Annotated in this window: 19 protein-coding genes; 11 read left to right on the top strand and 8 right to left on the bottom strand. The window is 62.6% G+C overall.

Annotated features, from left to right (window positions below):
• Positions 1–33: 33 nt before the first annotated feature.
• Positions 34–885 (bottom strand): formyltetrahydrofolate deformylase, encoded by an 852-nt coding sequence (purU, locus tag BLS08_RS05545; RefSeq protein ID WP_017675048.1) that lies wholly within the window; start codon positions 883–885, stop codon positions 34–36.
• Between the two features lie 297 nt (positions 886–1,182).
• Between purU and mvaT the strand changes: the two genes are divergently transcribed.
• Entirely contained in the window at positions 1,183–1,557 is a 375-nt protein-coding gene (gene mvaT, locus BLS08_RS05540) for a histone-like nucleoid-structuring protein MvaT (RefSeq protein WP_017675049.1), read from the top strand.
• A gap of 199 nt (positions 1,558–1,756) precedes the next feature.
• Here mvaT and sbcB read toward each other — a convergent pair whose 3' ends face one another.
• Positions 1,757–3,205 carry an exodeoxyribonuclease I gene (gene sbcB, locus BLS08_RS05535; protein ID WP_017675050.1) on the bottom strand — a complete coding sequence of 483 codons (1,449 nt, stop codon included), beginning with the start codon at positions 3,203–3,205 and terminating at the stop codon, positions 1,757–1,759.
• Positions 3,206–3,389: 184 nt separating this feature from the next.
• On the opposite strand from sbcB, the gene BLS08_RS05530 reads away from it, so the two are divergent.
• The 8 genes from BLS08_RS05530 to BLS08_RS05495 all read left to right on the top strand — a co-directional run bounded on the left by BLS08_RS05530 (position 3,390) and on the right by BLS08_RS05495 (position 12,057).
• Positions 3,390–4,148, top strand: a complete 759-nt coding sequence (locus tag BLS08_RS05530) for a DUF975 family protein (RefSeq protein WP_017675051.1) — start codon at positions 3,390–3,392, stop codon at positions 4,146–4,148.
• A 102-nt stretch (positions 4,149–4,250) separates the two neighbouring features.
• On the top strand, positions 4,251–4,976 hold the full coding sequence (locus tag BLS08_RS05525) for an RDD family protein (RefSeq protein WP_017675052.1): 726 nt from the start codon (positions 4,251–4,253) through the stop codon (positions 4,974–4,976).
• Positions 4,973–5,953: a stage II sporulation protein M gene (locus tag BLS08_RS05520; RefSeq protein ID WP_017675053.1), complete on the top strand. Its 981-nt coding sequence runs from the start codon at positions 4,973–4,975 to the stop codon at positions 5,951–5,953. Before BLS08_RS05525 ends, BLS08_RS05520 begins: the two co-directional genes overlap by 4 nt.
• On the top strand, positions 5,940–7,526 hold the full coding sequence (locus BLS08_RS05515; protein WP_017675054.1) for a DUF4129 domain-containing protein: 1,587 nt from the start codon (positions 5,940–5,942) through the stop codon (positions 7,524–7,526). The genes BLS08_RS05520 and BLS08_RS05515 overlap by 14 nt, the downstream gene beginning before the upstream one ends.
• Positions 7,523–8,713, top strand: a complete 1,191-nt coding sequence (locus BLS08_RS05510) for a DUF4350 domain-containing protein (RefSeq protein ID WP_017675055.1) — start codon at positions 7,523–7,525, stop codon at positions 8,711–8,713. The genes BLS08_RS05515 and BLS08_RS05510 overlap by 4 nt, the downstream gene beginning before the upstream one ends.
• Positions 8,710–9,744 carry an AAA family ATPase gene (locus tag BLS08_RS05505; protein WP_017675056.1) on the top strand — a complete coding sequence of 345 codons (1,035 nt, stop codon included), beginning with the start codon at positions 8,710–8,712 and terminating at the stop codon, positions 9,742–9,744. The genes BLS08_RS05510 and BLS08_RS05505 overlap by 4 nt, the downstream gene beginning before the upstream one ends.
• The gene (locus tag BLS08_RS05500; RefSeq protein ID WP_017675057.1) at positions 9,741–11,072 is read left to right on the top strand and encodes a DUF58 domain-containing protein; all 1,332 of its coding nucleotides are present in this window, start codon (positions 9,741–9,743) and stop codon (positions 11,070–11,072) included. Before BLS08_RS05505 ends, BLS08_RS05500 begins: the two co-directional genes overlap by 4 nt.
• Positions 11,073–11,475: 403 nt before the next feature.
• Positions 11,476–12,057, top strand: coding sequence for a superoxide dismutase (locus tag BLS08_RS05495; protein WP_003462535.1), 582 nt, complete (start codon positions 11,476–11,478; stop codon positions 12,055–12,057).
• A 69-nt stretch (positions 12,058–12,126) separates the two neighbouring features.
• Here the strand turns inward: BLS08_RS05495 and BLS08_RS05490 are convergent, their stop codons facing one another.
• Both BLS08_RS05490 and BLS08_RS05485 read right to left on the bottom strand, forming a co-directional pair.
• Complete coding sequence (locus BLS08_RS05490) at positions 12,127–12,771, bottom strand: hypothetical protein (protein WP_017675059.1); 645 nt, start codon at positions 12,769–12,771, stop codon at positions 12,127–12,129.
• Positions 12,772–12,773: 2 nt separating this feature from the next.
• Positions 12,774–14,069, bottom strand: a complete 1,296-nt coding sequence (locus tag BLS08_RS05485) for an ammonium transporter (RefSeq protein ID WP_017675060.1) — start codon at positions 14,067–14,069, stop codon at positions 12,774–12,776.
• Positions 14,070–14,373: 304 nt separating this feature from the next.
• On the opposite strand from BLS08_RS05485, the gene BLS08_RS05480 reads away from it, so the two are divergent.
• The gene (locus tag BLS08_RS05480; protein WP_017675061.1) at positions 14,374–16,428 is read left to right on the top strand and encodes a putative bifunctional diguanylate cyclase/phosphodiesterase; all 2,055 of its coding nucleotides are present in this window, start codon (positions 14,374–14,376) and stop codon (positions 16,426–16,428) included.
• 63 nt (positions 16,429–16,491) lie between these two features.
• On the opposite strand, the gene BLS08_RS05475 is transcribed toward BLS08_RS05480, so the two are convergent.
• Complete coding sequence (locus BLS08_RS05475; protein ID WP_017675062.1) at positions 16,492–17,397, bottom strand: GIDE domain-containing protein; 906 nt, start codon at positions 17,395–17,397, stop codon at positions 16,492–16,494.
• A 10-nt stretch (positions 17,398–17,407) separates the two neighbouring features.
• Complete coding sequence (locus BLS08_RS05470; RefSeq protein ID WP_017675063.1) at positions 17,408–17,980, bottom strand: LemA family protein; 573 nt, start codon at positions 17,978–17,980, stop codon at positions 17,408–17,410.
• Positions 17,981–18,170: 190 nt separating this feature from the next.
• On the opposite strand from BLS08_RS05470, the gene BLS08_RS05465 reads away from it, so the two are divergent.
• On the top strand, positions 18,171–19,508 hold the full coding sequence (locus BLS08_RS05465) for an imelysin family protein (RefSeq protein ID WP_017675064.1): 1,338 nt from the start codon (positions 18,171–18,173) through the stop codon (positions 19,506–19,508).
• A gap of 78 nt (positions 19,509–19,586) precedes the next feature.
• On the opposite strand, the gene BLS08_RS05460 is transcribed toward BLS08_RS05465, so the two are convergent.
• On the bottom strand, positions 19,587–20,414 hold the full coding sequence (locus BLS08_RS05460) for a helix-turn-helix transcriptional regulator (protein ID WP_017675065.1): 828 nt from the start codon (positions 20,412–20,414) through the stop codon (positions 19,587–19,589).
• Positions 20,415–20,419: 5 nt separating this feature from the next.
• Positions 20,420–20,989: a GNAT family N-acetyltransferase gene (locus tag BLS08_RS05455; protein ID WP_017675066.1), complete on the bottom strand. Its 570-nt coding sequence runs from the start codon at positions 20,987–20,989 to the stop codon at positions 20,420–20,422.
• Between the last annotated feature and the right edge of the window lie 106 nt (positions 20,990–21,095).

Here is a 21,095-nt window from a genome sequence, read left to right as displayed (position 1 = left end):
CTGACGTACATCGAGCCTGCCCACGCAGCAAGATCAGTCGAACACCACCGTCTTGTTGTCGTGCACCAGCACTCGGTCTTCCAAGTGATAGCGTAGCCCACGTGCCAGCACCATCTTCTCCACATCCTTGCCCAGACGCACCATTTCCTCGATATCGTCGCGATGGGTCACGCGCACCACGTCCTGCTCGATGATCGGACCAGCATCCAGCTCCTCGGTGACGTAATGCGAAGTGGCGCCGATCAGCTTCACGCCGCGCAGCGAAGCCTGGTGGTAGGGTTTGGCGCCGACGAACGACGGCAGGAAGCTGTGATGGATGTTGATCACGCGTTGGGCGAATTCGGCGCACAGCGCCGGTGGCAAAATCTGCATGTAGCGCGCCAGGACGATGACGTCGGCCCGATGTTCCTTGACCAGGCGTTCCACCTCGGCGAAGGCCGGGGCCTTGTCCTTGGGATCGACCGGAACATGGAAGTAAGGAATGCCATGCCACTCGACCATGCTACGCAGATCGTCGTGGTTGGCGATCACGCAGGGAATCTCGCAATCGAGTTCATTGCTGTGCCAACGGTGCAACAGATCGGCCAGGCAATGCGACTCACGACTGGCCATCAGCACCACGCGCTTCTTCTGCGCCGAATCGGTGATACGCCACTCCATGGAGAACTCGCGGGCAATAGGCGAGAACGCTTGCTTGAAACCATCCAGATCGAACGGCAGCGAGTCGGCACGGATTTCGTGACGCATGAAGAACCAGCCACTCTGCGTATCGGAGTGGTGACTGGCTTCGGTAATCCAGCCGTTATAGGTCGCGAGGAAATTACTGACTTTGGCAACGATGCCGACGCGGTCAGGGCAGGAGATGACCAATCTGAACGTGCGCATAACTAAAACCCCAATGGCGGCGCAAAAAGTCGGCCATTCTAACGATATGCCGGCAAAACTGCAGCAGCCATGCGCCTGCACAAGCCCGCGACTGAGCGCCCGGCAAGTGCCCTATTTGCGCGCAGCGAAAACTTCATGGCCTAGTTGCAGTAGCCGATTAAATTTAAGCCTGAGCGACACATAGCGTTGCATTGCACTGCAGTTATTTTGTGGCCTGCTGTTTACTTGCTATAAGTGCGTGACTATTATTAGACCACTGTTGACTACCACAGACTTATTCACGCCAAGGTAATGCCCATGTCGCTGATCAACGAATACCGCAACATCGAAGAAAGCATCAAAGAGCTCCAAGAGCGTCTGAAGAACATGTCGCAAGACGACAAACTGAAGAAAGAGCTGGAATTCGAAGGCAAGCTGCGCACCCTGATGGGCGAATATCAGAAGTCGCTGCGCGACATCATCGCCCTGCTCGACCCTGAAGCCAAAACCGGCAAAGGCGTACGTGCCAGCAAGCCTGTGGCTGCCAAGCGCGCGCGCAAGGTCAAGCAGTACAAGAACCCGCACAGCGGCGAAGTGATCGAAACCAAAGGCGGCAACCACAAGACTCTGAAAGAGTGGAAAGCCAAGTGGGGCGCCGATGTCGTAGAAGGTTGGGCCACTCTGCTGGGCTAATTCCTGAGCGATACCCAAAACGCCAGCCACGCTGGCGTTTTTTATTGCCGATGTTTTTTCAGGCGCAACAGTTTCGAGCAATTGCCTGCATCAGCAATAAAGCTGAACGAGCGAAAAGTTCCCGTCCCCTGCATTTTTCTTACAACGCACAGACGAGGCCATCGCCTCTGCGCATCGCCCTGACTGTCTGTTGCCCGCTTTAAACGCCAGCAGGATTCACGGCAAAACGCGCCTGCAGCGCCTGCGCATAGGTCTGCCACTGCTGCAGAAGTTGCAACTGGTCGGGGCTACAGTCCGTACGCAACTGCTCCAACGCCGCGTGAAATTGCGTCAGGGTATTGGGCGCACCAAACTCTGGATCGCTCAAACGCTGCCGACAGAACTCTTCCCAGCGCTGAGATTCAGCGGCTGACAGGCTGGCAGGGAAATTACGCGCCCGATAACGAAACAATAACTCTGGCAGTCGCGCATCATCGAACGGCCATTTTTTGTCGTTGGCCAATGCGTCGGGTTGAGCACCACGTACCTGTTCACACAAACGACGGTCACGATCCCCGATAAACCCATCGTAAAGCTGTTGCTCAGGGTCGTTACTGCCTGCAAAGGCCTCTTCACGGTAAATGACCGCTAGTTTGTCCTGCCAAAGCGGTTGTTCATTCTTCAGCGCCTCGACATTGCGCTCACAAGTCGACCAGTCCAGTTGCAGGCGTTGCCGATCCGCCTCGCGCAGCACCGAAAGCGGCGCCACTACCGGGCAGCGATTGATATGCAGCAGCTTCAGCGGCACCGCCAACTCGCCCTCGGCAAGGTCCTCGCGGCGCGTGTAGAGACGACTACGCAGCGTATCGGCATCCAGATTCAGCAAGGGCGACGGATCGGCCTGCAGGTCACAGACGATCAGCGCATTGCGATTGCGCGGATGCCAGGCCAGCGGCAGCACGGGTGCCAGATAATGACGTGCAGCAGAGAAACGTCCGGAAATGTGCAACAGCGGCTGCAGCAGGCGAATCTGATCCAGCACTCGCTGCTTGCTGCGCAGTTGGTAGAGAAAGTCGTAAAGCTTTGGCTGTCGGTCGCGCAGCAGCCGTGCCAGGCCAATGGTGGCGCGCACGTCGGACAACGCATCGTGAGCCTGACCATGGTCGATACCATTGGCCTGGGTCAGGCGCTCCAGTTTGAGCGACACCCGCCCCTCTTCCTCAGGCCACTCGATGCCCTCGGGACGCAGCGCATAAGCGGTGCGCACCAGATCGATCAGGTCCCAGCGACTGTTGCCGCCCTGCCACTCACGCGCGTAAGGATCGAAGAAGTTGCGATAGAGGCTGTAGCGCGTCACCTCATCATCGAAGCGCAAGCTGTTGTAGCCGGCGCCACAGGTGCCAGGCGCCGAGAGCGCGGCATGCACACGGGTCATGAACTCGCCCTCGTCGAGCCCCAACTGCTGCAGGCGCTGCGGATCAATGCCAGTCACCAGGCAGGCTGCGGGGTGCGGCAGGATGTCGTCGCTGGGGCGGCAGTAGATGTTCAGCACCTCGCCGATCTCGTTCAGCGCCTCATCGGTACGGATACCCGCCACCTGCAGCGGACGGTCACACCGCGGATTGATACCGGTGGTTTCGTAGTCGTACCAGAAGATGCTGGAAGTCATTGGCGGCTCCGTACCGGACGTAAAGTTGCCGGCAGTCTATCATTCACCTCCAGGCTCGCCGTCGCCGGCCAAAGCATGAACCAGCGCACAGCCGTTGCAGCGCCAGGCTCGCTGCACTTGTCGGGCGAGAGCCGTAACCACTAGCATTGCCCAGTCTCCCCACTCTACTTACAAGGATGCAACCATGAGTGACGCGATCACCCCCAATCCCTATGCCGCTCCCACCAGCGACCTGCAACAGACGCCGTCTAACCAGACACCGAGCATCGAAGAAGCCCTGGCACGCGGTTATGACTTCAGCATCGGCGAGCTGCTGAGCGAATCCTGGAGCAAGGTCAAGGGCACCAAAGGCATCATCATCGGTGGTTTCCTGGTGTTCTACGTGGTGCTGCTGGCCGCCACCTTCATCCTCGGCGGCGTCGTCGGCATCTTCGGCGCCCTGAGCGAAAACCTGTTTCTGGTATTCGTCGGCGAGATCCTGATTTCGCTGCTGGCCTCGGCCCTGGCCTACCCCTTCATGGCCGGCATCAACATGGTCGGCATTCGCCGTGCAGCCGACCAGCCGCTGAACTTCAACGAGATTTTCAGCCACTTCGGGCGCACCGTACCGCTGATCATCACCGCCGTGGTGATGATGCTGCTGATCTACCTCGGCATGATCCTGCTGCTGATCCCCGGCATCTACCTGGCCGTGGCCTATCTATTGGCCATTCCGCTGGTGGTCGAGCGTGGTCTGTCGCCCTGGCAGGCACTGGAAGCCTCGCGCAAGGCCATCACCCAGCACTGGTTCAAGGTCTTCGGCCTGTTCCTGCTGCTCGGTCTGATCGTCATCGTCAGCGCCATCCCGCTGGGTATCGGTCTGGTGTGGAGCATTCCGCTGATGGTCGTGGCCATGGGCGTGCTCTATCGCACCGTCTTTGGCGTGCTGCCTACCGCCCAATAAGGCCAGCCAATAAGTCGACGTGACCCGGGCCAGTTCACTGGCCCGGTTGCGTTCGTGGCCCGCTGCTCGCTAGCATCGGGCTTTCCTTGATGCAGTCCGCCGATGTACTCACGCTCAAGCGCAAGCCTTCCGCTCAACCAGCCTCCCCTGGATACTCGCTACCAGGTCGAAACGCCGGAAGGTATCGATCTGCATCTGCGACCGGCCGGGCTGGTGCCGCGCGCCCTGGCGTTCGCCATCGACCTGGCCATTCGCGGCCTGATCCTGATGGTGATGTTCATCGTTCTCGGCCTGCTCGGTCAGTTCGGCATGGGCCTCGGCACTATCCTGCTGTTTCTCGTGACTTGGTGGTACATGGTGCTGTTCGAGGTGTTCAACCAGGGCCGCTCTCCCGGCAAGCAGATGCTCGGCTTGCGCGTGGTTCACGATGACGGTACGCCAATCGGCTGGGCCGCTTCACTGACGCGCAACCTGCTGCGCTTCGTCGATATCCTGCCGTTCGGCTATACCCTGGGCATCATCAGTTGCCTGAACCACCCGGCGTTCAAGCGCCTCGGCGATATCGCCGCCGGCACCCTGGTGGTCTATCGCGATGCGCCGTTGAGCAAACCGCAGTTGGCCGATGCCGAACCGCTGCCAGCGCCCTTCCCGCTCAGCCTTGACGAACAACGCGCCATTCTCGGTTTTGCCGAACGTGGCAGCCAGCTGTCTGCCGCCCGCAGAGCGGAGCTGGCGGCGCTGCTGGCCGAACCGCTACAAGTGCCTGCCGAACAGGCCGAGCCGCGCCTCAACGGCATCGCCCGTGGCCTGCTGGGGAGTGCACCGTGAAACAGAGCTTGTTCGAAAGTCGCCATCAGCCAGACTGGGATGCGTTCAACAGTCAGCTCGAGGCGCTCGAGCGCGGCAAGGCCGAAGCGCAAACCTGTCAGAGCTTCGCAGCCCGCTATCGACAACTCTGCCAGCATCTGGCTTTGGCCCAGGCGCGCGGCTACAGCAGCCACCTGATCGATCAACTGCAGCAGTTGGCCATGCGCGGCCACCAGCAGTTCTATCGCCATCGCAGCCACCTCGGCGCGCAGACGATCCGCTTCCTGTTCGGCGGCTTCCCGCGTCTGGTACGCAGCGAATGGCGCAGCGTATGCGTCGCCAGCCTGCTGTTCTTCGGCAGCCTGGCAGTGATGGGACTGCTGACCTATCTCTATCCCGAGCTGATTTTCAGCCTGGTCAGCCCCGACCAGGTCAGCGAAATGGAGCGCATGTACGATCCCGACGCGCGCCGCCTCGGCCGCTTCAGTGAACGCGGTTCGGGCGACGACTGGGTGATGTTCGGCTTCTACATCATGAACAACATCGGCATCGCCTTTCAGACCTTCGCCAGCGGTCTGCTGCTCGGTCTCGGCAGCCTGTTCTTCCTGCTGTTCAATGGCCTGATGATCGGCGCAGTGGCCGGCCACCTGACGCGCATCGGCTATGGCGAGCCGTTCTGGTCCTTCGTCATCGGCCATGGCGCCTTCGAGCTGACCGCCATCGCCCTGGCGGGTGCAGCCGGTTTCAAGCTCGGCTGGGCGCTGCTCGCCCCGGGCCGCCTGCCCCGTGGCGAAGCCTTGCGCCTGGCCGCTGGCAAGGCGATACAGCTGGTGGCCGGGGTGATCCTGTTCCTGCTGCTGGCCGCCTTCATCGAGGCCTTCTGGTCATCCACCACCTTCGCCACCCCCGACATCAAGTACGCCGTCGGTGCCGGGCTCTGGGCGCTGGTGCTGGGTTATCTGCTGCTGGCCGGTCGGAGGCAGCATGCGCCTGACTGAAGCCAGCGTTGCCATCCGCCCGCGCAGCGCCTGGGAAGCCATCGACCTCGGCGTGCTGCTGGCCCGTCGTCACGCCGGCCTGCTGATGGCCAGTTGGGCGCTGGTCACGCTGCCGCTGTTCGCCCTGCTCTGCGCCTTGCTCTGGCAGTATCCGGGCTGGGCCATCTTCGTCTTCTGGTGGCTCAAGCCGGCCTATGAGCGACTGCCGCTCTACATCCTGTCGCAAGCGCTGTTCGGCAACACACCCTCGCTGAGACAGGCCCTGCGCGCCCTACCGAAACTGCTATGGCCACAGTTGCTGGCCAGCCTGACCTGGCGCCGCCTGAGCCCGACGCGTAGCTTCGATCTGCCCGTGCTGCAGCTGGAGGGCCTGGGCGGTCAGGCACGCAGCCAGCGCCTGGTGGTACTCGGTCAGCGCGACAGCGCCGCTGCCACCTGGCTGACGCTGGTGGGCATGCATCTGGAAATTGCCCTGTGGATGGGCCTGGTCGCCCTGTTCTATCTGATGCTGCCACAACAAGTGGAACTGAACTGGACCTGGGAAAGCCTGATCGCCGCCAGCAGCGGCCAGTGGCTGTGGCTGGAACACTTGTCCAACCTGCTTTATGTGCTGCTGCTGATCATCTGGGAACCGGTCTATGTCGCCTGCGGCTTCACCCTCTACCTCAACCGCCGCACCGCCCTGGAAGCCTGGGATATCGAACTGACCTTCCGCCGCCTGCGCCAGCGCCTGACCGGCAGCGCCTACGCCCTATTGCTCGGTTGCGCCCTGCTGCTGACGCAGCTGCCCAGCGAGGCCTGGGCCGACACAGCGCCAGCCGTCAGCGAGGAAGCCAAGCAGGCTGACCCGCAAGGCCCCGACGCGCCGCGCCTGCTCCTGCAGCCACTGAGCAGCCAGGCCGCGCGTGAAAGCATCGAGGCCCTGCTCGACGAACCGCCCTTCCAGCACCGCGAAACCGTCACCCGCTGGCGCCTGGGCGAAGAGAAGCCCGCGGAGGAAACCAAACCGGAAGACATCGAAGCCTTCCTCGACATGCTCGAGAACCTGCTCAAACTCGGCGAATGGTGGAAGAGCCTGGATGTCGTCGCGCAAGTCTTCGAAGCATTGCTGTGGGCGGCGCTGGCCGCGCTGCTGGCCTTCGTCTTGTGGCGCTACCGCGAGTGGCTGCAGGCCTTTGGCGAACGCATCGGTCTGCCGACGCGGCGCCGGCAGGCCGCACCACAGCAGCTGTTCGGGCTCGAACTGGCGCCGGAAACGCTGCCCGACGATGTCGCCAGCGAAGCTGAGCGGCTCTGGGCCGAACAACCGCGCGCTGCACTCGGTCTGCTCTACCGCGCCCTGCTCAGCCGCCTGCTACACGAACACCGCCTGCCCCTGAAGCAGTCGCACACCGAAGGCGAAGTGCTGCACCTGGTCGCCGGCCTCGGGCAGCAAAACCTGGAGGACTACAGTCGTAAGCTTACCCTGCATTGGCAGGCGCTGGCCTATGGTCACCGCCTGCCTGCCGAATCGCTGCGTCAGGGCCTTTGTCAGGGCTGGCGCAGCCTGTTCGGTCAGGAGCGTGCGGCATGAGTCGGCGCGCCGGTTTCATCCTCGCCATCGCCCTGCTGCTGGTACTGGGGCTGATCGCCAGCTACGTGTTGGGCAAACTCGAACCCTATGAAGACGTGATCGAGCACGGCCCGGCCCCCGAGGTTGCCAGCAGCCCTTACCTGGCAGCCGAGCACTTCCTGCGCAAACAGGGTATTGCCGCCCGCCGCGCCGAAGGCCTGGATGTGCTCGATGGCCTGCCCAGCGAAGGCCAGACCCTGATGCTGCTGGCCGACCGCGGCAACATGACGCCACGTCAGGTCGAACGCGTGCTGCAATGGACGGCGGGCGGCGGTCACCTGCTGTTCATCGCCGAACGCCTGTGGGACGAGGAGGAAGGCAAGAGCGGCGACCTGCTGCTCGATTTGCTCGGCGTCCAGCAATACATGAGTGACGAGTTGGACGACGAAGAAGCCAGTGAGGCAGAAGCGGAAAACGAGCAGAACGAAGAGCACGAAGCCTACCCGCAACTCACCAAGCTCTACCTGGAGAACGAACAGGCCCCGGCCTACATCGCCTTCGACACCGATTTTCACCTGTACGATGCGCAGAACCGCGCGCACGCCTGGGCCAATAGCGACTCTGCCACGCACCTGCTGCAGCTGTATCACGGCGACGGACTGATCACCGTACTGAGCGACCCGTGGATCTGGCAGAACCGCAATATCAGCGAGTACGACCATGCCTGGCTACTCTGGTATCTGAGCCAGGACAGCGCCGTGACCCTGCTTTACCACGCCGACAGCGATGGTCTGGCGCGCCTGCTGCTGCGCCATTTCCCGCTGGCCTTGCTGGTGCTGGCCCTGCTGATCATCGCCACCTTGTGGCACGTCGGCATGCGTCATGGCCCGCTGCAGGCACCGGCCAGCCGAGCACGGCGCCAGCTCGAGGAACACCTGCGTGGCAGTGCCGACTTCCTGCTCCGCCGCAGCGGCCAGCACAGCCTGCTCAAAGGTCTGCAACAGGACATCAATCGCCGTGCACGGCGCCGCCACCCAGGTTTCGAGAAGCTCGCCGTCGCCGAGCAGTGGCAGGTTCTCGGTCGCCTGACCCGCCTGCCCGCCAAGGACATCAGCCAGGCCATGCGCCCATTGCCGCCGCAGCGCCTATCCGCCAGTGACTTCACCCGCCAGGTCGCCCACCTGCAAACCCTCAGGAATGCCCTATGAGCGAGATCCCCGAGAACGACAACCTGCCGGTGCAGGAACCCCCTGCCGCCGCGCCGAGCAACCCGCAAGCGCAGCAGCGCCAGCGTGCCAGCCAGTTGGCCCAGGCCCTGCGCGCCGAGCTGCGCAAGGCCGTGATTGGCCAGAGCGCGGTGATCGACGACGTGCTGACCGCACTGATCGCCGGTGGTCATGTGCTGGTCGAAGGTGTGCCAGGCCTGGGCAAGACCCTGCTGGTGCGCGCCTTGGCGCGCTGCTTTGGCGGCGAGTTCGCACGCATCCAGTTCACCCCGGATCTGATGCCCAGCGATGTCACCGGCCATGCCGTGTACGACATGCAGAGCGAACAGTTCAAGCTGCGCAAGGGCCCGGTGTTCACCAACCTGCTGCTGGCCGACGAAATCAACCGCGCACCGGCCAAGACCCAGGCCGCCCTGTTGGAAGTGATGCAGGAGCGCCAGGTGACCCTGGAAGGCCGCGCCCTGCCGGTGCAACTGCCGTTCATGGTGCTGGCGACCATGAACCCGATCGAGCAGGAAGGCACCTACCCGCTACCGGAAGCGGAGCTGGACCGCTTCATGCTCAAGCTGCGCATGGATTATCCGCAGCAGGATGAAGAGCTGAACATGGTGCGCCAGGTGACCCGCTCGGCCAAGGCCGACATGCTCGAAGTCAGCCCGCTGCGCACCCTGCTGCAAGCCAAGGACGTGCTGGCCCTGCAGAAGATCGCCAGCGATCTGCCACTGGATGATCAGGTGCTCGATTACGCCGTACGCCTGGCCCGCGCTACCCGCAGCTGGCCGGGCCTGGCCATGGGTGCCGGGCCGCGTGCGTCGATCGCCCTGGTGCGCGGTGCCCGTGCTCGCGCGCTGCTGCGCGGTGGCGATTTCGTCCTGCCGGATGACATCAAGAGCTGCGCGCTGGCCGTGCTGCGTCACCGCGTACGTCTGGCGCCGGAACTGGATATCGAAGGCCTGTCGGTGGATCAGGTTCTGCAACAGTTGCTCGATCAGGTACCGGCGCCACGCCTATGAAACCTTCGCGCCTGCTCCTCGGGCTACTCGGCGGCCTGTTCGCTGCGGCCGTGCTGCTCGGCGCCCTGCCCCTGCTCGGCATGCGCCTGGCAGACAGCCTGATGCCACTGGCCTGGGGGCTGTTGCTGGCATTGGCACTGATCGCCGCCGTCGATGCCCTGTGGCTGCGCCGCCAGCACTCGCCGCGCCTGGAGCGCGTGCTGCCCGGCAACCTGCCGCTCGGGCGCTGGAGCGAGGTGCAACTGATCGCTCATCACGACTTCACTCAAACCCAGGAAATCGAAGTCTTCGACCATGTGCCTGAAGGCATGGAATTCGATTTCCTGCCGCAGCGCATCACCCTGCACCCCGGCCAGCAGACACGCGTCAGCTATCGCCTCAAGCCACTGATCCGCGGGCATTTCCATTTCGCCCTGTGCGAGCTGAAGCTACCCAGCCCGCTGCGCCTGTGGCAGGCCAAACGCCTGCTGCCGCTCGCCGGCGAAAGCCGCGTCTATCCGGATTTCGCGCGCCTCTATGGCGCCCAGCTCAAGGCCGTGGATGACTGGCTGAGCCAGCTGGGCGTGCGCCAGCGCCCGCGCCGTGGCCTGGGCCTGGAATTTCACCAGCTACGCGAGTTTCGTGATGGCGACACCCTGCGCCAGATCGACTGGAAGGCCACCGCCCGCAAGCGCACACCCATCGCCCGCGAGTACCAGGACGAACGCGACCAGCAGATCGTCTTCCTGCTCGACTGCGGCCGCCGTATGCGCAGCCAGGACGATGAACTGTCGCACTTCGACCATGCTCTCAACGCCTGCCTGCTGCTCAGCTACGTAGCCCTGCGCCAGGGCGATGCCGTCGGCCTGACAACCTTCGCCGGCAACCAGTCGCGTTACCTCGCGCCGGTCAAGGGCCCTGCGCAATTGAACGTGCTGCTCAACGCCGTTTACGACCTCGACACCAGCCAGCAACCGGCCGACTTCAGCGCCGCTGCCGACTTGCTGCTGGCGCGTCAGCGCCGCCGCTCGCTGGTGGTGCTGGTGACCAACCTGCGCGACGAGGACGATCAGGATCTGCTCGCTGCCGTGCGTCGCCTCTCGCGCCAGCATCGCGTGCTGATCGCCAGCCTGCGCGAGGAAGCGCTGGACCGCCTGCGCCAGACGCCGGTGGAGCAATTCGATCAGGCTCTGGCCTACTGCGGCACGCTGGACTACCTCAATGCCCGCGCCGACCTGCACGAACGTCTGGCCGCCCATGAAGTACCGGTGCTCGACGCCCGCCCTGGCGAACTGGGCCCGGAACTGGTGAGCAGTTATCTAGCCTGGAAAAAAGCCGGCGCGCTTTAACAGGCCGTTGAAAAACTACCTGCGTTGGCAATACTGCGTTAAAAACGACCTCGCGTGCGAGCCCAGTCAAAATACTCATTTACAGCACGTAAACTGCGCTTTTTCGGTCGTTTTCGCCTTGTCTTGCCTGCCTCGCCTACGTTTTTCAATGGCCTGTTAAGCTCTGCTGGTGTTTCGGCACGACTGCGTAGAAAGAGGCAACTGCTGGCGCCCCTGACTGTCGAACCCAATGCTGCAAAGGCCCTGGCACCGGCTTTCCCACACAGATGTTGCGTGGTTATGGCCGTGGTCGGGTGCTATGATCCCGAGTCTGCGGCGCAAAGAGTACAAACTCGACGCCGCCTATAGGCCGCCCGTGATCGGCCTTGCGCATACCGCACACGACCTGAGTAGGAGATAGACCATGGCTTTTGAATTGCCGCCGCTGCCTTACGAAAAGAATGCCCTCGAGCCGCACATTTCCGCCGAGACCCTCGAATTCCACCACGACAAGCACCACAATACCTACGTCGTGAACCTGAACAACCTGGTGCCGGGCACCGAGTTCGAAGGCAAGAGCCTGGAAGAAATCGTCAAGACTTCCTCGGGCGGCATCTTCAACAACGCCGCTCAGGTGTGGAACCACACCTTCTACTGGAACTGCCTGTCGCCGAACGGCGGTGGCCAGCCGACCGGCGCCCTGGCTGATGCCATCAACGCGGCCTTCGGTTCCTTCGACAAGTTCAAGGAAGAGTTCAGCAAGGTTTCCATCGGCACCTTCGGTTCCGGCTGGGGCTGGCTGGTGAAGAAAGCTGACGGTTCCCTGGCCCTGGCCAGCACCATCGGCGCCGGCTGCCCGCTGACCAGCGGCGACACTCCGCTGCTGACCTGCGACGTGTGGGAACACGCCTACTACATCGACTACCGCAACCTGCGTCCGAAGTACGTCGAGGCGTTCTGGAACCTGGTGAACTGGGACTTCGTCGCCCAGAACTACGCGGCCTGAATCTCAGCCCCGTAATGCGAAAACCCGGCCTTCAGGCCGGGTTTTTCGTTTCTGCATCAGGCTGCGCAGCTAGAGCAATCTGCGTGGTGAAAACTCCACCCCCTGCTCCTCCACACGGTTGACCGCCTGGCTCAGTACACGGTCGGCACGTACCGGCCCGAGAAACTCGCAGAGCCCGATATAGAGTAGGTTCAACAGCTTGCGCAGTTGCTCCAGCCCCAGGTTGGCGATACCGTCGCCCCCGCCCTGCTCCAACCAGATACGCAAACGCGTCGACAGCTCCGCGCTCACCCCCATACCGGACAGGTTGCCGGCGGCAAAGCGCCTCAGCGCCGCCTGCTGCGCGCTATCGAGTTGCTCCAGCAAGGCCTGGTTCAGGGCCAGGAAGGTGGTTTGCGCGGCACTATCCGGAGTCGCTACCTGCCGCACGGCCTCATTGCGTCCCTGGCGCCAGGCGGCCAGTTGCTCCTCAGGGTCAGGCAACAGCTGCGAGGGTGGTCCCGTCAGGGCGCCAACCAACTCGCGATACAGGCGTGCGCGTTCGAGCTTGCGCTCGGTACGCAGCACCACCTCGGCGAGAAATTCATTGAGGGCGAACGGCGGTTGCTCGGCGTATTTGTTCTCCCACAGGGCCAGCAGTGGCCAGACCTCTTCATCCGAAAAGTGTCCGGCCAGGCCGGTGTAGATCGCGCGACGGCGCAGGCTCAATCTCATGCTTAGCCCCTCCTCGACCATTGCTCGCTGTCGAAGGTCTGCGTCAGATTGAACTCCGGATAACCGACCTCGGCATGCTCGGCAAAATCCAGCCCGCGCTGCTCATGCTGGGTCGAAACCCGCAACCCCATGGTCTTGGCCAACAGGAAGTAGAACACCAGGGCAACCGGAAAGGCCCAGAGAAAAGCTGCCGCAGCACCCAATGCCTGTACCGCGACACGCTCCCAGTTGAACAGGTCACCCTGATAGAACAGGCCTGCTGCCAGGGTGCCCCAGATGCCGGCGAAACCATGTACGGGGATAGCACCGACCACATCGTCGAGCTGCAGGCGATCGAGCAGACGCATGCCATAGACCACGACGAAACCGGCGACAAGACCGCTGAGCAGGGCGAAACCCGGCGCCATGCTGGCGCAACCGGCGGTGATGCCGACCAGCCCGCCAATCGAGCCGTTCACCGTGGTGGTCAGCAGTACCGGGCTGGCCGTGCTGCGTTGTGCCAGCAGAGCACCGAGCGCACCCGCGACCGCAGCCAGATGCGTGTTCAGGGCGATCAAGCCAAGGCTGCTGCTGACTTCCAGGTTGCTGCCAGCGTTGAAGCCGAACCAGCCCACCCAGAGGATGAAACCGCCCAATGCCACCAGGCCAAGATTGTGCCCAGGGATCAAGCGTGCCTTGCCATCAGGGGCGAAACGCCCGAGACGCGGGCCCAGCACCAGAATCCCTGCCAGCGCGCACCAGGCACCGATGCTATGCACCACGGTCGAGCCGGCGAAATCGATGAAGCCCAGCTTGGCCAACCACCCCTGACCACCGTACAGACCGCCCCACACCCAGCTGCCGAATATCGGATAGATCACACCGCTGATCAGTACCGCGCCAATCAGATAGGCGCCATACCGCGTGCGTTCGGCCATGGCACCACTGGCGATGGTCGCAGCGGTGGCGGCGAACATCATCTGGAACAGCAGGAAGGTGTAATCCCAAGGCTCGCCGTCATTCAGCGCGAAGTGACTCATGCCGAACCAGCCAGTGACATTGGCACCGAACATCAGGGCGAAGCCGAACAGCCAGAACACGATGCCGCCAACGCAGCAGTCCATGTAGTTCTTCATCATCACGTTGACCGCGTTCTTGGCCCGCGACATGCCGCTCTCCAACAGTGCGAAACCCGCCTGCATGAAGAACACCAGCACGCTGGCCAACACCAGCCAGGCCGTATTGGCGGCCTCTTCGCTGGCGGCATGGGCCTGTGGGGCAAAGCTGACAGCGACGAGCAACAGCACGAGCGTTTTCATCACGAATCCCCTCCCGGTCGATGCCCGGCCTTCGCAACTCTTGTGCCAGCGGCCAAGCAGACGGCATGTGGCGCGTCACAGGGCGTAACAACGACGGACGGTCAATATGACCAAAGGTGTTCAAGTACGGCGCAATCGCACCGACACAGAGCAGTGAGTCGGCCTCCAAGCGGCGATTCGCACCAGGAGCGTTCCTTGTGGGATAAATAGTGCCACCAGGCATGATGGCCCTTTGACGGCCAGGCCTAGATTGCCAATACTCTCGTCTGACTGACGCTGTAAGCATCGACATAAGGAATTGCCTTTGAAGCTGGAATTGAAAAACAGCTTGTCACTCAAGTTGCTCCGCGTGGTGCTGTTGTCAGCACTCGTAGTAGGAGTGGTATTGAGTTGTGCGCAGATTGTCTTCGACGCCTACAAGACACGTCAGGCGGTGGCCAACGATGCCCATCGCATCCTCGGCATGTTCCGCGATCCTTCGACCCAGGCGGTATACAGCCTGGACCGCGAGATGGGCATGCAGGTGATCGAGGGGCTGTTCCAGCACGAATCGGTGCGTCACGCCTCCATCGGCCACCCCAACGAACCCATGCTGGCCGAGCGCACTCGCGATCTGGCACAGATGCCGACTCGCTGGCTGACCGACCCGATTCTCGGTCAGGAGCAGTTGTTCGCCACCAAGCTGGTCGGCCGCGGTCCTTACAGCGAGTATTACGGTGACCTCAACATCACCCTCGATACGGCGCCTTACGGCGAAAGCTTCGTCACCAACTCGGTGATCATCTTCATCTCAGGGGTGCTGCGCGCCATGGCCATGGGCCTGGTGCTCTATCTGGTCTATCACTGGCTGCTGACCAAACCACTGTCGAAGATCATCGAGCACCTTACTAACATCAATCCCGACCGACCCAGCGAACACAAGCTGCCCATGCTCAAGGGCAACGAGAAGAACGAGTTGGGTTTGTGGATCAACACCGCCAACCAGTTGCTGGCCTCCATCGAGCGCAACACCCACCTGCGCCGTGAAGCCGAGAACAGCCTGCTGCGCATGGCTCAGTATGATTTTCTTACCGGCCTGCCCAACCGTCAGCAACTGCAACAGCAGCTCGATCAGATTCTCGAAGATGCCGGCCGTCTTCAGCGTCGCGTCGCCGTGCTCTGCGTCGGCCTGGATGACTTCAAGGGCATCAACGAACAATTCAGTTACCAGAGCGGCGACCAGTTGCTGCTCGCACTGTCCGACCGCCTGCGCAGCCATAGCGGCCGCCTCGGCGCACTGGCCCGTTTGGGCGGTGACCAGTTCGCCCTGGTTCAAGCCGATATCGAACAACCCTACGAAGCCGCCGAACTGGCGCAGAGCGTACTCGACGACCTGGAGCTGCCCTTCCTGCTCGATCAGCACGAAGTGCGCCTGCGCGCCACGATCGGCATCACCCTGTTCCCGGAAGATGGCGACAGCACCGAGAAGCTGCTGCAGAAAGCCGAACAGACCATGACCCTGGCCAAGAGTCGTTCGCGCAATCGCTACCAGTTCTACATCGCCAGCGTCGACAGCGAGATGCGGCGCCGCCGTGAGCTGGAAAAGGATCTGCGCGATGCCCTGGCGCAGAACCAGCTGCACCTGGTCTACCAGCCCCAGATAGACTACCGCGACCACCGCGTGGTCGGCGTCGAAGCGCTGCTGCGCTGGCAGCACCCGCAACATGGTTTCGTCGCACCGGACTTGTTCATCCCGCTGGCCGAGCAGAACGGCACCATCATTCCCATCGGTGAATGGATTCTCGACCAGACCTGCCGCCAGCTGCGCGAGTGGCATGACCAGGGCTTCAGCGATCTGCGCATGGCAATCAACCTGTCTACCGTGCAGTTGCACCACGCCGAGCTGCCGCGCGTGGTCAACAATCTGATGCAGGTCTACCGCCTGCCACCCAAAAGCCTGGAGCTGGAAGTCACTGAGACCGGCCTGATGGAAGACATCAGCACCGCCGCCCAGCATCTGCTCAGCCTACGCCGCTCCGGCGCACTGATCGCCATCGACGACTTCGGTACCGGCTATTCCTCGCTGAGCTATCTGAAAAGCCTGCCGCTGGACAAGATCAAGATCGACAAGAGCTTCGTCCAAGACCTGCTCGAAGACGAAGACGACGCCACCATCGTTCGCGCCATCATCCAGCTGGGCAAGAGCCTGGGCATGCAAGTCATCGCCGAAGGCGTGGAAACCGCCGAGCAGGAGGCCTACATCATCGCCCAGGGCTGCCATGAGGGTCAGGGCTACCTCTACAGCAAACCGCTGCCAGCGCGCGAGTTGACGCTGTTCCTCAAGCAATCGCGGCGCCTGAGCTCAGCCGCGACGCTCTAAACGTCACCCATAAAAAACGCCGCGATCAGTCGCGGCGTTTTCGTTCGAGCCCGCAAAACCAACTCACCAGTGCTGCACACCCAGCAGCCAGGCCGTGGCCAATGCACCGACCACGCACAGTACGGCGCCGCCAGCGGCTTGCCAGTAAAAGCTGCGGGCCAGTTCGTCCTCTCCGCTGTTGGAGAGAATGAACGGCTGGCGCTCACCAGGCTTGGCCATCTGGTGCCGCGCCGGCTCGGAGGCCTTTTGCCGGTGCCGATTCTCGGCTTCCAGTTGCGCCGCCAATCGCACGCGATTCCATTCCTGCTCGTCGAGCTCACCGTTGCCGTCACTGTCGAAACGCCGCAGCAGCCCAACGTAATCGCCCTTCCATTCGCGGATCACTTCGCCCTGAGCGGCATGCCTGTCGAACCCCTGCTGCGCAGCGCCGCGGGTGCGAAAGTCACCAATGGCATACAGCGGCTGGCCGACATGGAAGCGTTCTTCGCTGTAGCGATAGCGCTGGCCGCTGGTGAGAAAGCCGAACAATCCGGTCTTGGCCGGACCCAGCGGGTGCCGCAGGTTACCCTCCCAGACGTCACGCACCGTCGCACGAATCTCGGCACCACGCGGGTCGATCAGGCATTCGCCGGTGCCATCGACCAGGCGCAACCAGGCGTCACTGGCGCCACTCTCGATCACCCGCCAACTGCGCTTCTTGCCGCTGGAGCGATACTCCTCGATGCGAAAGCGCCACCACAGGCAGGGTTTGCCAGTCAGCGGCCCACGCAACTGCATGTCCGGTAACGCTTCGAGCACACCATAGAGTTCGACGTAACCCTGCGCCGCCGAGCGGATCTTCGAGGTGGGCGTATCGAGCAGATGGCGCGCCTGCGACCAACCCCGCAGGCACCACCAGGCACCGCCCAGGCAGGCACCGAGGGTGAACGTGAGGGTGAAGAAGAAGCCGAAGGGGTCGACCTGCATCATCGGCAGGTTCTCAGTTGAACAGTGATTTCATGTCTACGTCGGCTTTTTCCGCCTCGCTGAACACCAGCAGTTCGGCAGCCTGGAAGTTGAACAGGCGCGCGATGAGTACATCGGGGAACTGCTCGATGCGCACGTTGTTGAGGTTGACCGCCTCGTTGTACAGCTCGCGGCGGTCGGCGATGCCGTTTTCAAGGCCGCTGATACGCTGCTGCAGATGCTGGAAACTGTCGTTGGCCTTCAGCTCAGGGTAGTTCTCGGCCAGGGCAAAGAGCTGACCGAGGCCCGCGCGCAGACCACTTTCGGCCTTGCCCAGGGCGCCGACATCATGTTGTTCGCGAGCACTGGCAACGGCACTACGCGCTGCAATCACCCGCTCCAGCGTCGAACCTTCGTACTGCATGTACTGCTTGCAGGTTTCAACCAGCTTGGGCAGTTCATCGTGTCGCTGCTTGAGCAGCACGTCGATGTTCGACCAGGCCTTGCTCACGCCATGCTTGAGGCGTACCAGCCCGTTGTACAGCGACACCGCGTAGGCGCCGAGCAGAACGAGGACAACGATGATGATCACGGCGGTCAGGCTCATGCAGTTTTCTCCAGGCAGAACTGCGAATCGGGTGCTGGCATTCTAACGGCAACGAGGCAGCCCGGTAGCGATATCCCGCACAGCGACGAATAATGGCCTTTACACATAATGCGAAACATTTGCATTATGTTGCAGTTTTTCAGGTACCACTGAGTACCGTCCACATTTCGTACATGTAAAGGACCCCGCCATGATTCGTATGCCTCTGGCCTCCGCCAGCCTGCTGGCCATCGCCATTTCCCTCGCTGGCTGTGGCGAAGACAAAGCCCCCGCGACCCAGGCAGCTGCTCCTGCTGCCGCCACCGAGAGCGCGGCGCCAGCCACTGCGGCGAAGGTCGACGAAGCAGCGGCGAAGGCCGTGGTCAACCATTACGCCGATCTGGCCCTGGCGGTGTTCAGCGACGCCGCCAGCACCGGCAAGGCCCTGCAGACTGCCGTCGATGCACTGCTTGCCGATCCCAGCGAAGCGACTCTGAAAGCTGCGCGCGAAGCCTGGCTGGCCGCACGCGTGCCCTACATGCAGACCGAAGTGTTCCGTTTCGGTAACCCGGTGGTCGACGAATGGGAAGGTCAGCTCAACGCCTGGCCGCTGGACGAAGGCCTGATCGACTACGTGGCCGAGGACTACCAGCACGCCCTGGGTAACCCGGGCGCGCAAGCCAACATCATCGCCAACACCGAGATCCAGGTGGGTGAAGACAAGATCGACGTCAGCGAAATCACCGGCGAGCTGCTGGCCAGCCTGAACGAGCTGGGCGGCTCCGAAGCCAACGTCGCCACCGGCTACCACGCCATCGAATTCCTGCTCTGGGGCCAGGACCTCAACGGCACCGAGCCAGGCGCCGGCGAGCGTCCCTACACCGACTACGTGGTGGGTGAAGGCGCTACCGGTGGCCACAACGAGCGCCGCCGCGCCTTCCTCAAGGCGGCTACCGACCTGCTGGTCAGCGACCTGAACGACATGGTCGAGCAGTGGAAAGACGGCGTGCAAGGCAACTACCGCAGCGAGCTGGTCGCCGATTCGGCCGACAACGGCCTGCGCAAGATGCTGTTCGGCATGGGCAGCCTGTCGCTCGGCGAACTGGCGGGCGAGCGCATGAAGGTCGCACTGGAAGCCAACTCCACCGAAGACGAGCACGACTGCTTCAGCGACAACACCCACAACTCGCACTTCTACAACGGCAAAGGCATTCGTAACGTCTACCTGGGCGAGTACAAGAAGGTCGACGGCAGCACCCTGACCGGCCCGAGCCTGTCCGAGCTGGTGGCCAAGGCCGATGCCCAGGCCGATGCCACGCTCAAGGCCGACCTGCAGGAAACCGAAGCCAAGCTGCAGGCACTGGTAGACAGCGCCGAGAAGAACAACGTGCACTTCGACCAGTTGATCGCGGAAGGCAACGCCGAAGGCCAGCAACTGGTGCGTGACGCCATCGCTGCCCTGGTCAAGCAGACCGGCGCCATCGAGCAGGCTGCGGGCAAACTGGGCATCAGCGACCTGAACCCGGACACCGCCGATCACGAATTCTGATCGACATAGCGGGCTGAAAAAGCCGGCGCCCCGATAAGGAGCGCCGGCTTTTTCATGCCTGGTCCTTTTTGCCTGCTGTCAGCTCCGGGCCACCGCGCTGCGATATTCGCCAGGGCTCACGCCATAAACCTGCTTGAACTGTCGCGACAAGTGACTCTGATCGGCGAAGCCCAACTGCATCGCCACAGCGACCGCCGTGCAACCCGTCTTTAGCAATGCCCGCGCCTGTTCGAGGCGACGCTGTTTGAGCCAGGCATGCGGCGGCAAGCCGGTCGCGCGGCGAAATACGCGCGCGAAGTGAAAAGGTGAGAGGTTGACCGCAGCCGCCAGTTCCTCCAGCGAGGGCGGCTCGATCAGGCGTTCGGCGAGCATCTGCTTGGCACAAGCCACTGCCCAGGGCTCACGCCCAGGCGCAGGTGGTTCGGCAAGCTGCGCATGGTGCTGAAACAGCAGCAGAATCGCCTCACGCCAGGCCAGTTGCTGCTGCAGCGCCTCAGCACCACCCTCGAGCAGTTGGTGCAGTTGCAGAAAGGCCGCATGCAAACGTGGATCATGCAGCACGCTGAAGGCAAACGACGGCATGCCAGCCTTGGCCAGGCCCAGCTCCTGCAGCGCCCCCAGAACCTGGGCGTTGTCGGGATAGAAACCGCGATAGCGCCAACCGTCTTCGTGCGCCTTGGAGCCAGTGTGCACTTCGTCCGGGTTGATCAGCACCATGCTGCCCTGTGGGGCCAGATGATCACAACCGCGATGACGAAAGCGCTGGGCGCCATGCTCGATCACGGTGAACACGAAACCTTCATGCACGTGGGGCGCGAAGCGCTGTTCAAGGTAGCGCGCCTGCAACAGCTCGACGCCGCTCAATGCGGAAGCTTGCCAGAAGCGGGTCTGCTCGCGACTGTGCATCAGGCTCAGGCGTTGAAGCCCGCCTCCATGGCCCCACGCAGCGCCGGCCATTCCAGGTCGGTGATGCTGTACAGCACGGTGTCATCGAGTCGGCCATCAGCCAGGCGGCGATGGTTGCGCAGCAACCCTTCACGAACGGCGCCAAGCTTCTCGATGGCGCGTTGCGAACGCAGGTTGCTGGCGGCGGTTTTCAGTTGCACGCGAACCATGCCCCAATTTTCGAAAGCGTGCTTGAGCATCAAGTACTTGATGCTGGTGTTCAACCCGCTGCCATGCTGGCCGCGGTCGAGCCAGGTCCAGCCGATTTCACAAGCCGGCAGGGTGTTCATGAAGTCGGCAAAGCGGGTGGTGCCTACCAACTCGTCACCCAGACGAATGACGAACGGCAGTGCCCGCTGCTCGCGCATATCGGCCAGGGCGCTGCGGTACCAGTCCAGTCGCTGGGTGCCGCTCATGTACAGCAGTTCCTCCCGGTTGGCTTCGGCCAGCGCCACCAGCGCGGGGATATCCGCGTCAGAGAGCGGTTCCAGGCGCAGAGCGCCACGTTGCAAAGTCACCAGCTGCGGCTTGAACATAGAGCTTCCTCAGGGTCCTTCCTTGGGCAGAATCGCAAACGCGCCAAGCTATCAGCCCCTGCGCTGCTGCACAATCGAGTCCCGTCGCAAAGCACGTCTGCTTGGC

Source organism: Ectopseudomonas chengduensis (assembly GCF_900102635.1).
GTDB classification, from domain to species: domain Bacteria; phylum Pseudomonadota; class Gammaproteobacteria; order Pseudomonadales; family Pseudomonadaceae; genus Aquipseudomonas; species Aquipseudomonas chengduensis.
Note: the sequence above shows the minus strand (reverse complement) of the source record. Positions and strands in the feature narration are given on the sequence as shown.

Coding starts and splice junctions, on each gene's coding strand:
- purU (WP_017675048.1), bottom strand. CDS start 885: ATGCGCACGTTCAGATTGGTCATCTCCTGCCCTGACCGCGTCGGCATC.
- mvaT (WP_017675049.1), top strand. CDS start 1,183: ATGTCGCTGATCAACGAATACCGCAACATCGAAGAAAGCATCAAAGAG.
- sbcB (WP_017675050.1), bottom strand. CDS start 3,205: ATGACTTCCAGCATCTTCTGGTACGACTACGAAACCACCGGTATCAAT.
- BLS08_RS05530 (WP_017675051.1), top strand. CDS start 3,390: ATGAGTGACGCGATCACCCCCAATCCCTATGCCGCTCCCACCAGCGAC.
- BLS08_RS05525 (WP_017675052.1), top strand. CDS start 4,251: ATGTACTCACGCTCAAGCGCAAGCCTTCCGCTCAACCAGCCTCCCCTG.
- BLS08_RS05515 (WP_017675054.1), top strand. CDS start 5,940: ATGCGCCTGACTGAAGCCAGCGTTGCCATCCGCCCGCGCAGCGCCTGG.
- BLS08_RS05510 (WP_017675055.1), top strand. CDS start 7,523: ATGAGTCGGCGCGCCGGTTTCATCCTCGCCATCGCCCTGCTGCTGGTA.
- BLS08_RS05505 (WP_017675056.1), top strand. CDS start 8,710: ATGAGCGAGATCCCCGAGAACGACAACCTGCCGGTGCAGGAACCCCCT.
- BLS08_RS05500 (WP_017675057.1), top strand. CDS start 9,741: ATGAAACCTTCGCGCCTGCTCCTCGGGCTACTCGGCGGCCTGTTCGCT.
- BLS08_RS05495 (WP_003462535.1), top strand. CDS start 11,476: ATGGCTTTTGAATTGCCGCCGCTGCCTTACGAAAAGAATGCCCTCGAG.
- BLS08_RS05490 (WP_017675059.1), bottom strand. CDS start 12,771: ATGAGATTGAGCCTGCGCCGTCGCGCGATCTACACCGGCCTGGCCGGA.
- BLS08_RS05485 (WP_017675060.1), bottom strand. CDS start 14,069: ATGAAAACGCTCGTGCTGTTGCTCGTCGCTGTCAGCTTTGCCCCACAG.
- BLS08_RS05475 (WP_017675062.1), bottom strand. CDS start 17,397: ATGATGCAGGTCGACCCCTTCGGCTTCTTCTTCACCCTCACGTTCACC.
- BLS08_RS05470 (WP_017675063.1), bottom strand. CDS start 17,980: ATGAGCCTGACCGCCGTGATCATCATCGTTGTCCTCGTTCTGCTCGGC.
- BLS08_RS05465 (WP_017675064.1), top strand. CDS start 18,171: ATGATTCGTATGCCTCTGGCCTCCGCCAGCCTGCTGGCCATCGCCATT.
- BLS08_RS05460 (WP_017675065.1), bottom strand. CDS start 20,414: ATGCACAGTCGCGAGCAGACCCGCTTCTGGCAAGCTTCCGCATTGAGC.
- BLS08_RS05455 (WP_017675066.1), bottom strand. CDS start 20,989: ATGTTCAAGCCGCAGCTGGTGACTTTGCAACGTGGCGCTCTGCGCCTG.